The organism is Scandinavium tedordense (assembly GCF_024764965.1).
Taxonomy (GTDB): domain Bacteria; phylum Pseudomonadota; class Gammaproteobacteria; order Enterobacterales; family Enterobacteriaceae; genus Scandinavium; species Scandinavium tedordense.
In genome coordinates this window covers 323511-339166 of the sequence record NZ_JALIGG010000054.1, presented here as the reverse complement: position 1 = coordinate 339166, position 15656 = coordinate 323511, and the positions used below count along the sequence as shown (strand labels likewise).

The following is a 15656-nucleotide window of genomic DNA, read 5'->3' as shown; positions in this document are numbered from 1 at the left end:
TTTCTGGCGCGGTACTGATACTAACCCGCCTGATGGCGGGTTTTTTTGTTTCTGAGGTTTATGATGAAAATGGGTTTCATTGGTCTTGGCGCAGTTATCGACACTGCGTATCTACCCGCGCTTAAGCGCCTCAACGTACCGCTGACGGACTGCTACGGTTTCGATATCGATGAGTCCAGAGCGCCATCGGGCATCACTCGTTGCGGTTCGCTCGATGCGCTACTGGCGGAGCAGCCCGAGATGGTGTTCATCACCACCGGGTCGTTGTGGCATTTACCGGTGCTGGAACAGGTGCTGAAATCTGCGGTGCCGCGCATCGTGGTGGAAAAGCCGGTTGCCGCCACGCTGGAACAGCTCGCTCGGCTTCAGACTCTGTTAGCAATGCCGGAAAACGTGAACCGCGTACTCGCACTCGACCACTGGATGGCACGCGACGGCGTGAGGCAGCTACTTTGCGGTAAGCCGGAAAGCGACTGGCTGCCGGAAGCGGATTATCCGACGATGCACGCACCCATTTCATCCCTCGCGGATATCGTGAAAATCGAAGGATATCTGCTCGAGCCGAGCGGGTTTAATGATAAAGGTGAGCCGGTTGCGCTGAATTTCGCCACTGGCGAACCTGACACTCGTACGCTTCGTCATCCCGACGGCGTGATTGTTGATATCGGCACGCATGTGTTGGCGATGATGCACGAAACGCTGGCAGCCATTGGAACCAACGACCGCCTGAGCCTGACGCTATGCGAAGCCAAAGATCGTTTGGGCAACGCCATTGCGATGGGCGATACCACTACCGCAGAAGGTAGTGCACATTTGCAGGGTGAGCTGTGTGGCATTCCGCTGGAGATGTGGTTGAACAAATATGCGGGGCCAGCCGGTGGGCAAAAAGGCGTTCGCCTGCATTTGCGGAACGGAACCATTCTGAGCCAGGACCGACGCGGTTCCGGTGAAGTGCTTGAAGTGTGGCAGGGAGAAAATGTGCAGCGCTGGAAAATGGAAGGCCCGGTATACGATCGCTGCCTGGCGCGACATATTCTCGGGGCTAAAAGCGTATTCGCGCGCGCGCCTGAGCAGGTCAGCCAACTGACCCAACGTCGCATTGCAGAAGTGACGGCGCTGCTACAGTTACAGCAGCAACTGCGCGGCTCACATTGAAGCCTGTGGTAAAATAGCCTGAAGATTTTCGTATGACCAAGGAGTCAACGATGGAACTGAAGTGTCCGGTTTGTGAGGATCCGCTGGAGCAGCAGGGCGGCAGCGCGCATTGTTCGCAGTGCGAGCAGGATTTCGTCTTACAGGCGCTGTGCCCGGAATGCCATAAGCCGCTGGACGTGCTGAAAGCCTGCGGTGCGGTGGATTATTTTTGCCAGAACGGCCATGGTTTGATTTCGAAAAAGCGCGTGGAGTTTGTGGTGGCGGTGCCGTAAATATTGCGGGATTGAGAATAACCGGCGGCACCGGGCTTGCCGGGCCTACGGGGTCGGTTTGGCTTTCCGTGCCCGCGCTTTCTTCACCGGCGTGATTTTGGTGACTTCACTTTCCACCACTCCATCCTCCAGACGCGTTGTCAGTGTGTCTCCGGCGTTCAGCTGCTTAGTCTTTTTGACCAGCTTGCCGTCGGCGGCGGTTGTCACGCTATAGCCGCGTGCTAACGTCGACAGCGGGCTAACGGCTTCAAGATGCGTCACCGCATTGCCAAACCGTTCCCGCGTCGTGCTGAGCTGCGCACGAAGCGTCTGCGCCAGACGATATTCCAGTTGCTGAATACGTGTTTGCGCGCGATAAATTCGCGGTTGTGGATTTTGTTGATTCAGACGTTGAATCACCCGCTGCTGACGCTGAGTGGTTTTTTTCAGCTGATTATCTAATGCAAAGCTCATGCGCTGGCGCAGTCTGTCGAGCACCGTTTGCTGACGCGCGAGGCGCAGCTGCGGATGCTGCTGTTGCAAACGATGCTGAAGCTGGCTGAATCGACGGTTGCGGTTGGCGATGAAATAATCCATCGCCATTTCCAGCCGCTGCTGGGCCGACTGCACCTGGCGCAGGAGTTCCTGCTGATTGCGGCTGACCATTTCGGCAGCGGCAGATGGCGTCGGGGCGCGTAAATCCGCGACGAAGTCGGCGATGGTGACATCGGTTTCATGCCCGACGGCGCTGACCACCGGAATGCGGCTGGCAAAAATCGCCCGCGCTACGCGTTCGTCGTTGAAACTCCACAAATCTTCCAGCGAACCGCCGCCGCGCCCGACAATCAGCAAGTCACACTCTTCGCGCTGGTTTGCCCGTTCAATGGCGCGGACAATCTGACCCGGCGCATCGTCACCCTGAACCGACGTGGGATAAATCACCACCGGCAGCGATGGATCGCGACGTTTCAAAACGTGAAGGATGTCGTGCAATGCAGCCCCGCTTTTCGAGGTTACCACCCCGACGCAGTGCGCAGGCGTTGGCAAAGGCTGCTTGAATTGCTGATCGAACAGGCCTTCTGCAGACAACAGCGCTTTGAGCTGCTCGTACTTTTGCTGCAATAGCCCTTCGCCCGCAGGCTGCATGCTTTCAACGATAATCTGGTAGTCACCGCGCGGCTCGTACAGCGTGATGTTCGCGCGAACTAACACTTGCTGGCCATGCTGCGGACGAAACGTGACGCGGCGATTGCTGTTACGGAACATCGCACAGCGCACCTGGGCGTTGTCGTCCTTGAGGGTAAAGTACCAGTGCCCTGAAGAGGGCTGAGAAAAGTTGGAGATTTCACCGCTGATCCATACTTGCCCCATTTCTCGTTCCAGCAGCAAACGAACCGACTGATTCAGGCGGCTAACGGTAAAAATTGTGGGGGATTGAGAAGGCAACATGTGAGCGAGATCAAATTCTAAATCAGCAGGTTATTCAGTCGATAGTAACTTGCTCAGATGCGATCGCAAGCATTTTTTGCAAAAAAGTGTGGATGCAACCGATTACGCTCTGTATAATGCCACGGCAATATTTATTAACCTCCAGGTAGAGATATTGCCATGCTACGTATCGCCAAAGAAGCACTGACGTTTGACGACGTCCTCCTCGTTCCCGCTCATTCCACTGTTCTGCCGAATACTGCTGATCTCAGCACGCATTTAACTAAATCCATTCGCCTGAACATTCCTATGCTCTCCGCAGCAATGGACACCGTGACGGAAGCGCGCCTGGCAATTGCCCTGGCTCAGGAAGGTGGCATCGGCTTTATTCACAAAAACATGTCTATCGAGCGTCAGGCGGAAGAAGTTCGCCTCGTGAAGAAATACGAGTCCGGCGTGGTTTCTGACCCACAATCCGTCTTGCCAACCACGACCCTGGCAGAAGTGAAAGAGCTGACCGCGCGTAACGGTTTTGCCGGTTACCCGGTAGTGACTGAAACCAACGAACTGGTCGGTATCATCACCGGCCGTGACGTGCGTTTCGTGACCGACCTCAGCCAGCCTGTCAGTGTGTACATGACGCCGAAAGAGCGTTTGGTCACCGTGCGTGAAGGCGAAGCTCGTGACGTCGTGTTCGGTAAAATGCACGAAAAACGTGTGGAGAAAGCGCTGGTTGTTGATGCGAATTTCCACCTGATTGGCATGATCACCGTAAAAGATTTCCAGAAAGCCGAGCGTAAACCGAATGCGTGTAAAGACGAGCATGGTCGTCTGCGCGTGGGTGCGGCAGTTGGCGCCGGTGCCGGTAACGAAGAGCGCGTTGATGCGCTGGTTGCCGCGGGCGTTGACGTTCTGCTGATTGACTCCTCACACGGCCATTCCGAAGGCGTTCTGCAACGCATTCGTGAAACCCGCGCGAAATACCCAGACCTGCAAATCATTGGTGGTAACGTGGCTACAGGCGCAGGTGCTCGTGCCCTGGCTGACGCTGGTGTGAGCGCGGTGAAAGTGGGTATCGGTCCTGGTTCTATCTGTACTACCCGTATCGTAACCGGCGTGGGCGTCCCGCAAATTACGGCTGTTTCCGACGCGGTTGAAGCGCTGGAAGGCTTGGGTATTCCGGTTATCGCCGATGGCGGCATCCGTTTCTCCGGTGATATCGCCAAAGCCATTGCCGCGGGCGCAAGCGCAGTCATGGTCGGTTCTATGCTGGCGGGTACCGAAGAATCTCCAGGTGAAATCGAACTTTACCAGGGCCGTTCTTACAAATCTTACCGCGGCATGGGCTCTCTGGGCGCGATGTCCAAAGGCTCCTCAGACCGTTACTTCCAGAGCGATAACGCTGCCGACAAACTGGTACCGGAAGGTATCGAAGGCCGCGTGGCGTACAAAGGTCGCCTGAAAGAGATCATTCACCAGCAGATGGGCGGCCTGCGCTCCTGTATGGGCCTGACTGGCTGTGGTACCATCGACGCGCTGCGTACCAAGGCTGAATTTGTACGCATCAGCGGGGCGGGCATTCAGGAAAGTCACGTACATGACGTGACCATCACCAAGGAATCCCCGAACTACCGCATGGGTTCTTGATTATTTCCCGCGCCCGGCTTATGCCGGGCGTTTTGATTTTGTTTCACTTGCCCTGGAATTATCGTCAATGACCGACAATATTCATAAACATCGCATTCTTATCCTCGATTTCGGTTCTCAGTACACTCAACTGGTTGCACGTCGCGTGCGCGAGCTGGGCGTTTATTGTGAACTGTGGGCCTGGGACGTTACCGAAGCACAAATTCGTGAGTTCAATCCGAGCGGTATCATCTTGTCCGGCGGCCCGGAAAGCACCACCGAAGACAACAGCCCGCGCGCGCCAGAGTATGTCTTCGAAGCAGGCGTCCCGGTTCTCGGCGTGTGCTACGGCATGCAGACCATGGCAATGCAGCTTGGCGGCCACGTTGAAGGTTCTAACGAACGTGAGTTTGGCTACGCGCAGGTAGAAGTCAGAACCGACAGCGCATTGGTTCGTGGCATCGAAGACGCCCTGACCGCAGAAGGTAAGCCACTGCTCGACGTATGGATGAGCCACGGCGACAAAGTGACTGCCATCCCGTCTGATTTCGTGACTGTTGCCAGCACTGAAACCTGCCCGTTTGCCATTATGGCAAACGAAGAAAAACGCTTCTACGGCGTGCAGTTCCACCCGGAAGTGACGCACACCCGTCAGGGCCTGCGTATGCTGGAGCGTTTCGTGCTCGATATTTGCCAGTGCGAAGCTCTGTGGACATCAGCAAAAATCATCGAAGATGCTGTTGAGCGTATTCGTCAGCAGGTTGGCAACGACAACGTGATCCTCGGCTTGTCCGGCGGCGTTGATTCTTCCGTAACTGCGATGCTGCTGCACCGTGCTATCGGTAAAAATCTGACCTGTGTGTTCGTCGATAACGGTTTGCTGCGCCTGAATGAATCTCAGCAGGTGCTGGATATGTTTGGCGATCATTTCGGTCTGAACATCGTGCACGTGGAAGGTGAAGAGCGCTTCCTGAGCGCGCTGGCGGGTGAAAACGATCCGGAAGCTAAACGTAAAATTATCGGCCGCGTATTTGTCGAAGTGTTCGATGAAGAAGCGCTGAAGCTCGAAGATGTGAAATGGCTGGCTCAGGGCACTATCTATCCTGACGTGATTGAATCCGCGGCCTCCGCGACCGGTAAAGCACACGTCATCAAATCTCACCACAACGTGGGCGGCCTGCCGAAAGAGATGAAGATGGGTCTGGTTGAACCGCTGCGTGAACTGTTCAAAGACGAAGTGCGCAAAATCGGTCTGGAGCTGGGTCTGCCGTATGACATGCTGTACCGTCACCCGTTCCCAGGGCCAGGCCTCGGCGTACGCGTGCTGGGCGAAGTGAAGAAAGAGTACTGCGATCTGCTGCGTCGTGCGGACGCTATCTTCATCGAAGAGCTGCACAAAGCTGACCTGTACAACAAAGTGAGCCAGGCATTCACCGTATTCCTGCCGGTCCGTTCCGTCGGCGTGATGGGCGATGGCCGCAAGTACGACTGGGTTGTTTCTCTGCGTGCCGTCGAAACTATCGACTTCATGACTGCGCATTGGGCGCACCTGCCGTACGATTTCCTCGGCCGCGTGTCTAATCGCATCATCAACGAAGTGAACGGGATTTCCCGCGTGGTGTATGACATCAGCGGCAAACCGCCAGCGACGATTGAGTGGGAATAACCCCCGGTCAGCTCTAGCCTTTCAGCCCGCGTAACTGCGGGCTTTTTTGTTTTTGTTCAGGTGATTCTTCGCGTCACCCACCAGAATCCAAGTGCTAAAAAACTGATCGCAGCCCCCAGCAGGCACACGGCATCCCAGCCCGCACGGGCATAGGTTGCCGTGGTGGCGATGGCACCCAGTCCGCTGCCGATAGCGTAGAAAAGCATATAGAGTCCGACCAGCCGACTATGCGCGTCGGGTCGGGTACGGAAAATCATGCTCTGATTGGTGACGTGAAGTGCCTGGCCACCTAAATCGAGCAGCACGATGCCAATCACTAGCACACCGAGCGACAACTCCATCTGCGACAGGGGCCACCAGGCTAACAGTAATGCGATAAGCGCTAGCGCACTGGTGCGTTGGGCGTAGCCCCGATCGGCCCATTGCCCGGCTCGAGTGGCGGCCAGTGCCCCGATCACTCCCACCAACCCGAAGGCCCCGATGATGGTGTGCGAGAAGCCATAGGGCGGTGCACTTAATGGCAGCACTAACGCACTCCAGAAAATGTTGAATGCGGCAAACATCAGCAGCGCCAGAACACCGCGTACTTGCAGTACTTTTTCGTCTCTAAGCAGCGTCAGCATGGATGCGATCAGGCGAGGGTAGCTCATCGGGTTAGGTACAACCACCAGCGTCGGTAGCCGCTGCCAAAGAGGAAGGGCAATCATTAGCATGAGTAAGGCGGAGCAGAGGTAAACGCCGCGCCAGCCTGCCAGATCGCTTATTGCCCCGGAAAATACCCGGGCCATCAGTAACCCAATAAACACGCCGCTTTGTGCCGAACCTATGACGCGTCCCTGCTCATGGGCTGCTGCCGCACTGGCTGCATAGGCTATCAGCCCTTGAGTCATCGCCGTTCCCAGCAAGCCTACCGCGAGCATACCCACCAGCAGGGCCGACGCAGAACTCGCCATGGCGACCGCAGTGAGTGCGGCCACCAGCGCCAGTAGTTGGAAAGCCATCAGACGACGGCGATCCACGCGGTCACCCAACGGCACCAGCAGCAGCAGGGCCAGCGCGCAACCAATTTGTGTGGCGGTGACCACGCCGCCAACAGCGGCATGGCTGATACCGAAGTCCTGCGCCAGCACGTCGAGCAGAGGTTGCGCGTAATAGACATTCGCCACGCTCAGGCCACTGGCAATGGCGAATAGCCATACCAGGCTGCGGGGCAGGTCAGTCGTTAACGGTAATGCCATCGAACTCTTCATGATCCCAGCTCTCACTATTCCAGTTTTAAAATAAAACTAGTTGAAGGTTAGGTTATGCAGTTTTAAAATGCAACCAGAATGCCCTGGCCAGTCAACGAGAGGATCCGATGCCGTCCCCTGAATCCATGAACGATGAACCTTGTCCCGTTGCCCGTAGTGTGGATGTGATCGGAGATCGCTGGTCACTTCTCATCGTACGCAACGTCTTCGATGGCATGCGCCGCTTCGGCGATTTCCAGCGTAGCCTGGGAGTGGCACGAAACATCCTCTCCGATCGGCTGAAAAAGCTGGTTAATGCGGAGATCCTTGAGATGCGGAACGCCTCGGATGGAACGACGTATCAGGAGTATGTGTTGACGGCAAAGGGAGAGAGCCTTTTTCCGGTAGTGGTGGCACTGCGGCAATGGGGCGAGCAGCACCTGTTCGAAGCCGGTGAACGCCATTCGATTCTGATCGACAAGCATACCGGCAAGCCGGTTCCGTTCATGGGGCCCATTTCGGAAGATGGAACTGCGCTAGTCCCTGCCGAAACTGAAGTGCAGAAAGTTAAGTAACATGACCTGCGCGGCAGCGCTCATCACCTCGAATGCGCATGCAAGCGAAGAATTTGCTGTCGCATAAAATCCATCAGTCGCTGACTGGCGGAGGAAGGAGGATGGTTGACGGTTTTCACCACGCCGACGTCCATGTAGGTGATGCAGTCATTGATCGTCCGGCGTGCTACTCTCAGGCCGCTCAGTGCCCATGGGCGATACACCAGATCCGACAAAATCGTGACGCCTTTGCCCTGCGCCACCAGGCTGCGCACGGCTTCGAACGAGTTAGAGCGGAAGCAAACGTCTGGCGAGAATCCGCTGTTTTTAAAATGATCGCCGATCACACTGGGGTATTCGTCGGTGCTCAACATCAAATAGGGCATTTGTGCCACATCGCTGAGCGTTATTTCAGGTTTGCTGAGCAGAGGATGGTCGATTGACGTCCAGAGCTGGCGCAGTGAACGGATAAACGTTTCCACTTCCAGATCATCATCGTGTGGAATATTTGAGGTCAGCAATAAACAGAAATCGATCTGTTGATCCCGCAGCGCGCTGAGCAGTTCCGGTGCCTGGGCTTCCTGAAAAATGATGTCTATCAGCGGGAAACGGCTTTCAATTTCATGCAATATTTCGGGTAGCAGATAGGCAGAAAGCGTCTCAGCGATGCCGATGCGCACCACTCCGGCCGTAGTTTCAGGTTGGTTCAGCAAATCTTCCAGCGCAAATCGGCTGTCGTTCATGATTTTTCGGGCATGGGCGAGAAAGCGTTCACCCGCCGCGGTCAACTGAATGCCTTTGGGCTGGCGCAGGAATAATTGCGCATTCACTGTTTCCTCAAGGTTGCGCAGTGCAACGGTCATCGAGGATTGCGAAACGTGGCAACGGCTGGCGGCTTTAGAAACTTGTAATGTTTCTGCTAAAGCTATGTAGAACTCAAGTTGTCTCAGAGTGAACTTCATAGTTTTAAACGATACCCGATGAGGAAAACATTATATTAGCATCCAATTTAGCCCCGCGATAATCTTCTGTTAATCCAGAACGTATTTTTACGGGAGCATTTATGCCTTATTTATTACTTAGCCTTGCAGCCTGCTTTTGGGGTGGGAATTATGTGGTGGGCCATATTTTGGTGGCGCACACAGATCCTATTTTACTTTCGGCTGCACGCTGGGTTTTGACGGTGCTGCTGTTGGTTAGCCTCTATTCCCGACAGATTCGCGCTCAGTGGTCGGTGATGAAACGCTCTTTTTCGGTGCTGGCATTCCTCGCATTATTTGGACAGGTACTATTTCCACTGACACTTTATATTGGCCTGCAATATACCTCTTCGCTGAATGCGGCAATTTATTTATCTACCACGCCAGTGCTGGTGTTATTAATTAATCGTTATATTTTTAAAGAGAAAATATCGGCACATAATATTGCCGGTGTTGTTCTGAGTTCATTTGGTGTGGTGTGGCTGGTAATGCAGGGGGATTTACTGCATCTGGATACGCTGAAAAACCTCAACCGCGGTGACCTCTGGACCATGGGCTCGGCGGCCAGTTGGGCGGTGTACTGTGCGTTCCTGCGCACTAAACCACGTGAAGTTGGAGGCAATGCTTTCGTGGCGGTCAGCGCGGCGTTTGGTGCCGTGGTACTGCTGCCGGTACTGCTGTTCTCCCTGTACGAGCATGGCCTGCCGTCCCCCCATGAGTACCTGCAACCGGAGTTTCTGTCAGGGCTGGCGTATCTGATTATTTTCCCGTCATGGCTGTCGTATCTGCTGTGGAACAAAGGCATTCAGGCTATTGGGGCTACTCGTGGCGAAGTGTTCTCCCATCTGATCCCCCTGACCGGAGGATTATTCAGCGTGATGTTCCTGAACGTGACGCTGCATCCGTTCCATCTGGCCAGCACGGTACTGATTATTTGCGGGATTGCGCTGTGCTCCAGAAATGCACAAAAAAGGGCGACAAAAGTCGCCCTGTCATGACGCCAGGAGGCCGCCCCGATTATGGAGCTGTCTTCGCCTCTGGTGTTTCTTCCGCCGTTTCCGCGTCAGGTGTGATTTCGTCTTCTGGCGCGGCCTCTTCTGCCGGTGTATCCACCATCGCTTCCTGAATAACGTCTTCATCCATTGACGGGTTCAGCGCCACCGCCAGCGGCGAAGACATCAGGCTATCGGGCATTACCACGTGTGGTAATGGCGCATCGACGATGATCTCCGGCTGACGTTTTCTGATCCAGCTGATGGCCCCGATAGTCGCACCGCACAGCGTGAAGCAGAAATAAAGCACGTTACCGCCGAAGGGTTGCATGATTGCACCGGTTATCAGTGGCCCGATACAGGCCCCGACGCCGAATGCCATCAGCAGACAGGCCGTCAGCGATACGCGGCGGTCTGGATCCACGCGATCGTTGGCAATCGCCACGCCGAGCGGATAAAGCGAGAACATCGCCATGCTGGAAATAAAGGCCATACCCAACAGCCAGTAAAAGCCAAGGTGAGGCAGAACCGACAGCGGCAGAGAGGCCAGCGCAAACAGCACCGCGGTATAAAACAGCAGATGCTGACGGTCATAGCGGTCGGAGAGCCAGCTCAGCGGGAACTGCGAAACCATCCCGGCGAAAATGGTCACACCCATGAACAGGCCAGTTTGCCGAGTGCTTAAGCCTTGCGAGATGGCATAGACTGGTGCCAGACCGTAAAACGCGCCGGCAGCCATGCCCATCACCAGCGTTGCCGCCAGCAGTTTGGGGATAGCTTTAAAGAAGTAGCCGAGCTCCATCGGCGCAGGAGTCATTGGCTGCGCGGTGGTGCGGGTGGTGAGCGCGATCGGCACCAGGCACAAGGCGAAGCAGAGAGCGACAATCAGCAGCATCGACGGCCCGGTTCCGGCTGCCGCCATCAGGATAATCTGCCCACCGCACAGGCCGAGATAGGTCGCGACCATATACAGCCCAAAGATGGCGCCGCGCTGCGAGGATTCCGCCCGGTCATTAAGCCAGCTTTCCAGCACCATGTACTGGCACATCATGCACAGGCCAATAACCATGCGCAGGAAAATCCACAAGGGGATAAAATCACTGAGTCCGTGGCCGACGACCGAGGCGGTGATAATCCCCGCACAGGAGACGTAAGCGCGAATGTGCCCCACGCGGGCAATCAGGTTGTGGCCGACTTTGCCGCCAATCACCAGACCCAGATAGTTCGCTGCGGTTATCGCCCCGATAACCGTACCGTTGACTTCTTCGTGCGCAAGGCGCAATGAAATATAGGTAGTCAACAGCCCGGAACCGAGCAACATCAGCAGGGTGGTGGTGTACAGCGGCAGAAAGGTATTCAGGATGTTTTTCATACGTTCCCTGTATTGGCTGTTCGTTACGGATTCACCATCATCGTGCTTGGTTTTACCGTAGGATGCAAATGCAGGGACTTTTGCCGGGAATTGTCCTGGCCTGAGAGGAACTAATTTTGCTCGGTGCGCACCTGAGGTTCAGTGACCTGACTTGACTGCTGCGCGGCTTTCTTGTCCTGATGATGCTGCCAGGCGCCGATTGAGGAATAGACGAAGCGGCCAAAGAAGAAGAGGAAGCTGATAAGTAAAATGATCCGGGTCATGCGACTGTTAAACTGGTGTCGTTTTCGCATAGGAGTTGCCTGGCTCACTGCGGGGTCCTTTAATAATACCCATTATGGGCGATGCGCCTATTAAGGCACAGCAACGCAGCAGGGTCAATTCACAACTGCATAAAAAATGCGCAAAACAGTGCCGAAGAACAAAACAAGCGAACGCATGAACGGAATGACGTATTAATCATAACCGCGTTGTTATTTATTGATTTAAGTCAAATCGTCCACCCTGGTGCTACTTATAATCTCTTGCCCCATTCCGCTTCGTAACAATTCGCGGAAGTCACTAATCAGGTTGGATGCCTGTCTGAAACTACCCATCAGGAATTGGGTCCTCTTTTGAGTATCTATGCATCTTACTGAATTATATAAAAAGAATCGTGATAAATGGTGGGGGTTACCGCTCATCCTGCCAACTCTGCTATTACCCGTTGCCCGCGCTGCTAATACCTTCACCCATATCGATGGCGGTATCGTTTCACTCTATTATTTGCCGCTGGCTCTGCTGCTGTCCCTGATGCTCTTTTTTGGCTGGAAAGCGCTGCCCGGCATCGTCGCAGGGATTTGGCTGGTCATTGCTCAGGGCATGACCATCCCTGAAACTATTGGTATCACCTTCCATTTTTTAATCCCGATTATCCTTAGTTGGGGCGGGTATCGGGTTTTCGTGCCGAGGCGGCATTCCGTTTCCTATGGCTGCACGCGTTTGATGCCGCAACGTCTGTTCTGGCAAATGTTTTTCCCTGCGACCCTTTTTCAGCTGTTGCTGCTGGCCTGCGTCTTTTTTAACATTCTTCCCGCGCGTATTTCGCTGGCCGGAACCGGACCACTGACGCTGCACAGCCTGATTAACTACCAGTCGGTGCTGGTGGGGTGCTTAACTGGGGTGCCGCTGTGTTATTTGGTCATTCGGATCATTCGAAATCCGATGTATTTGCGTGCGTTCATCTCCCAGATGCGCCAACAAATTGATTCCAAAGTGAGCGCGGGTGAGATGATTACCTGGTTGGTTATCTTATTGATTATCATGGGAATGCTTTTTATTCCTGCCGCGAATGCAGCCTCTATTTTTACCACCAATTATACCCTCTCACTGCTGCTGCCGGTGATGCTGTGGGGGTCGATGCGTTTCGGCTATCGGATGATGTCTATCATCTGGACGGTAGTGCTGATAGTTAGTATTCACTTCTACTACCGTTACATGCCGTTTTATCCGAGCTACAGCAACCAGCTGGCGATTACCTCATCCAGCTATCTGGTGTTCTCGTTTATCGTGGTGTACATGGCGATGCTGTCGACCCAACAGCGCTACATCCACGCCCGCGTGAAACGGATGGCGTTTATCGACCCCGTGGTTCAGATGCCGAATTTGTGGGCATTGAGCCGCAAGCTCTCGAGCATACCGTGGTCAGTGCTGTGTTTCTTACGCATTCCGGAACTCGAAGTTCTAGGGCGTCATTACGGGATGATGGTGCGTATCCAGTACAAACAAACGCTGGGGAAATGGCTTGAGCCGGAGCTCCACGACGGTGAGTGTACTTACGAGCTTTCCGGCCACGACCTGGTTATTCGACTGAATACGGAATGCCACGAAGCGAGGATTGCCGCCATTGATGCGCGGATTAAAAAATTCCGTTTTGTTTGGGATGGTATGCCGCTGCAGCCGAACGTGGGGGTGAGTTACTGCCATGTACGTTCCCCGGTGATGCAGCTGCCGATGCTGTTAGGTGAGCTGAGTACGATTGCTAACTCTTCGTTGGTGTCCGGTTCACCTGAAAACCTTCAGCACCGCAGCGCCTCGCATTTGCAGCAGGGCCTGAAAGATAAAATCACCATGATGAACCGGCTGCAGCTGGCGCTGGAACACGATAATTTCAGTCTGATGGCGCAGCCGATTGTCGGCATGCGCGGCGATAGCTATCACGAAGTCTTGCTGCGTCTGAATGGCGATAACGACCAGCTGATTACCCCGGAAGTGTTTCTGCCGGTGGCCCACGAGTTTGGGCTTTCGTCACGGATCGATCTGTGGGTGCTGGAAAATACGCTGAAATTTATGGATAGCCGTCGTGAAACGTTGCCTGGCATGCGATTGTCGGTGAATATCTCGCCCTCATCGGCTTGCGGATCACAGTTTCCGAAGACGGTATCCGACCTGCTAAAGCGCTATAACATTCAGGGCTGGCAGCTCATTTTTGAAATCACTGAAAATCATTCGCTGAGTCACCCGGACCAGGCCATGCTCAACATGGCGCAGCTTCAAGCGCTGGGTTGCCGCATTGCCATTGATGATTTTGGCACTGGCTATGCCAGCTACGCGCGACTGAAAAATGTCAGCGCCGATATCCTTAAAATCGACGGTAGTTTTATCCAGAACCTACTGTTGAGCACGCTGGATTACCAAATCGTTTCGTCGATTTGCCAGCTGGCGCGAATGAAGAACATGCAGGTGGTGGCTGAGTATGTTGAAACGGATGAAATCCGTGAGGCGGCGCTGAGCCTGGGAATTGATTATTTGCAGGGCTTTTATCTCGGCAAACCAGAACCTTTAGAAGGTCTGGCTGCCGAGAATATCAAGCCTGTTACATCAGGCGGCGATGTCTGGTGAGTCTTCTTCAGTAATTTTCAACATCCAACCGGTCACGCCTTGCCAGTACTGCTGCTCTTTTTCCAGATCGAGCAGCACCAGCGCATTTTGACTAAACCAGTTGTGAGGGAAGCACAGTGTCCAGTGATTCGCCTCGGTGGTCAGTTTTAACGTCGGTGGTGTGGTGGTGGCCTGACGCTGGTTATTCAGCAATACGCCGAGGCGTAGCAGCTGGATCATCGGCAGGAATTGCTTCTTCTTAAACAGCGTAAAGCGCGGCAAATCGTCCAACTTCACCCCTTTGCGATGATAGCGAACCAGGGTTGCCATCAGCATCTGCTGCTCTTGGTTGAAGCCGGGCAAATCACTGTTTTGCAAAATGTACGCCGAATGGCGATGCATCCCGCTGTGATTGATATTCAGTCCCACCTCATGCAGCATCGCGGCCCATTTCAGCAGGGCAGCCAACTGGGGATGCGCCTGCTTCACATTCTGCTCCACCCACTGCTCATACATTTGATGCGTGGTTTCCAGCACGCGACGCGCCTGCTCGCGGTCGATATGGTACTGACTGGCCAGGCTTTCCGCGGTTCGGCTGCGGATATCGTCATGACGGAAGCGGCCTTCCATCTCATACAGCACGCCTTCGCGCAGCGCGCCGTCAGACAGGCGCAGCTCTTTAATAGCGAGTGAATCAAACACGCCGCACAGAATCGCCAGGCCCGGCATAAAGACCGCCTGGCGGTCTTCTGAAAGCCCAGGCAGACTGAGTGCGCTGAAGTTTTTAAATTTCAGCGCTTCTTCAACCAGCATTTCCAGGCGTTCCGGGGTGATGATACCGTCTTTTTCGCCCATTTCGACCAGCACTTCATGCACGGCTTTAATGGTGCCGGACGCGCCCATGGCCACGTTCCAGCCCTGAATACGGTATTGCCAGGAGAGCGTTTCCAGTTTCTGCACCGCCGCAAGGCGCGCACGCTGGAAGTTCTCTTTGCTGATAAGACCGCGAGGGAAGAACATTTGGGCAAAACTCACGCAGCCCATGCGACGGCTTTCAACCAACTGCGGCGTAAAATCTTCGCCGATGACCAGTTCCGTCGAACCACCGCCGATGTCGATAACCAGCTTGCGGCCTTTTTCCGGCTGCGTATGCTCCACGCCCATAAAAATCAGACGTGCCTCTTCATTCCCGGAAATGATTTCAATCGGATAAGGAATCACATTTTCCGCACGCTTCAAAAACTCCGGCGCGTTCAGCGCCTGGCGAAGCGTATGTGTACCGACAATACAGACGCTGGACGGAGGAAATCCTTGCAGGCGTTCCGCAAACAGTGACAGACAGGTCAGGCCGCGTTCCATCGCTTCTTCACTGAGCATATTGTCTTCATTCAGGCCATCGGCCAGATGGACGCGCTGTTTCAGGCGGCCAATGATTTGCAGCGCACCGTCAACGACGCGTGCGATAACCATATGAAAACTGTTCGATCCCAGGTCAACCGCAGCAATCTCCTGCGGTCGTGACGTTTTGGTTTTTATGGGCATAA

At 54.5% G+C, this 15656-nt stretch carries 13 protein-coding genes; 7 read left to right on the top strand and 6 right to left on the bottom strand.

The window, feature by feature from the left end:
- Positions 1–63 precede the first annotated feature (63 nt).
- Together MUU46_RS10570 and MUU46_RS10565 are read left to right on the top strand one after the other, a co-directional pair.
- Positions 64–1155: a Gfo/Idh/MocA family oxidoreductase gene (locus tag MUU46_RS10570; RefSeq protein ID WP_258965546.1), complete on the top strand. Its 1092-nt coding sequence runs from the start codon at positions 64–66 to the stop codon at positions 1153–1155.
- A gap of 50 nt (positions 1156–1205) precedes the next feature.
- Positions 1206–1427 (top strand): zinc ribbon domain-containing protein, encoded by a 222-nt coding sequence (locus tag MUU46_RS10565; protein WP_258965496.1) that lies wholly within the window; start codon positions 1206–1208, stop codon positions 1425–1427.
- A 45-nt stretch (positions 1428–1472) separates the two neighbouring features.
- On the opposite strand, the gene xseA is transcribed toward MUU46_RS10565, so the two are convergent.
- Positions 1473–2855 (bottom strand): exodeoxyribonuclease VII large subunit, encoded by a 1383-nt coding sequence (gene xseA / locus MUU46_RS10560; RefSeq protein ID WP_258965495.1) that lies wholly within the window; start codon positions 2853–2855, stop codon positions 1473–1475.
- A gap of 159 nt (positions 2856–3014) precedes the next feature.
- Between xseA and guaB the strand changes: the two genes are divergently transcribed.
- Positions 3015–4481: an IMP dehydrogenase gene (gene guaB, locus MUU46_RS10555; RefSeq protein WP_159464390.1), complete on the top strand. Its 1467-nt coding sequence runs from the start codon at positions 3015–3017 to the stop codon at positions 4479–4481.
- Between the two features lie 67 nt (positions 4482–4548).
- Positions 4549–6126: a glutamine-hydrolyzing GMP synthase gene (guaA, locus tag MUU46_RS10550; RefSeq protein ID WP_159760689.1), complete on the top strand. Its 1578-nt coding sequence runs from the start codon at positions 4549–4551 to the stop codon at positions 6124–6126.
- A gap of 56 nt (positions 6127–6182) precedes the next feature.
- Here the strand turns inward: guaA and MUU46_RS10545 are convergent, their stop codons facing one another.
- The gene (locus MUU46_RS10545; protein WP_374685002.1) at positions 6183–7364 is read right to left on the bottom strand and encodes an MFS transporter; all 1182 of its coding nucleotides are present in this window, start codon (positions 7362–7364) and stop codon (positions 6183–6185) included.
- A gap of 119 nt (positions 7365–7483) precedes the next feature.
- Here MUU46_RS10545 and MUU46_RS10540 point away from each other — a divergent pair, with 119 nt between their 5' ends.
- Entirely contained in the window at positions 7484–7930 is a 447-nt protein-coding gene (locus tag MUU46_RS10540; RefSeq protein WP_258965493.1) for a winged helix-turn-helix transcriptional regulator, read from the top strand.
- Between the two features lie 23 nt (positions 7931–7953).
- Here MUU46_RS10540 and MUU46_RS10535 read toward each other — a convergent pair whose 3' ends face one another.
- Positions 7954–8871 (bottom strand): LysR family transcriptional regulator, encoded by a 918-nt coding sequence (locus tag MUU46_RS10535; protein ID WP_258965492.1) that lies wholly within the window; start codon positions 8869–8871, stop codon positions 7954–7956.
- A 101-nt stretch (positions 8872–8972) separates the two neighbouring features.
- Between MUU46_RS10535 and MUU46_RS10530 the strand changes: the two genes are divergently transcribed.
- Positions 8973–9887 carry a DMT family transporter gene (locus MUU46_RS10530; protein WP_258965491.1) on the top strand — a complete coding sequence of 305 codons (915 nt, stop codon included), beginning with the start codon at positions 8973–8975 and terminating at the stop codon, positions 9885–9887.
- Positions 9888–9906: 19 nt separating this feature from the next.
- Here the strand turns inward: MUU46_RS10530 and MUU46_RS10525 are convergent, their stop codons facing one another.
- Positions 9907–11253: an MFS transporter gene (locus tag MUU46_RS10525; RefSeq protein WP_258965490.1), complete on the bottom strand. Its 1347-nt coding sequence runs from the start codon at positions 11251–11253 to the stop codon at positions 9907–9909.
- A 110-nt stretch (positions 11254–11363) separates the two neighbouring features.
- Positions 11364–11564: a YfgG family protein gene (locus MUU46_RS10520; protein ID WP_159760677.1), complete on the bottom strand. Its 201-nt coding sequence runs from the start codon at positions 11562–11564 to the stop codon at positions 11364–11366.
- A 313-nt stretch (positions 11565–11877) separates the two neighbouring features.
- On the opposite strand from MUU46_RS10520, the gene MUU46_RS10515 reads away from it, so the two are divergent.
- On the top strand, positions 11878–14133 hold the full coding sequence (locus MUU46_RS10515) for an EAL domain-containing protein (RefSeq protein ID WP_258965489.1): 2256 nt from the start codon (positions 11878–11880) through the stop codon (positions 14131–14133).
- On the opposite strand, the gene ppx is transcribed toward MUU46_RS10515, so the two are convergent.
- The gene (gene ppx, locus MUU46_RS10510; protein ID WP_258965488.1) at positions 14113–15654 is read right to left on the bottom strand and encodes an exopolyphosphatase; all 1542 of its coding nucleotides are present in this window, start codon (positions 15652–15654) and stop codon (positions 14113–14115) included. The two genes, MUU46_RS10515 and ppx, sit on opposite strands and share 21 nt — an antisense overlap.
- Positions 15655–15656 lie beyond the last annotated feature (2 nt).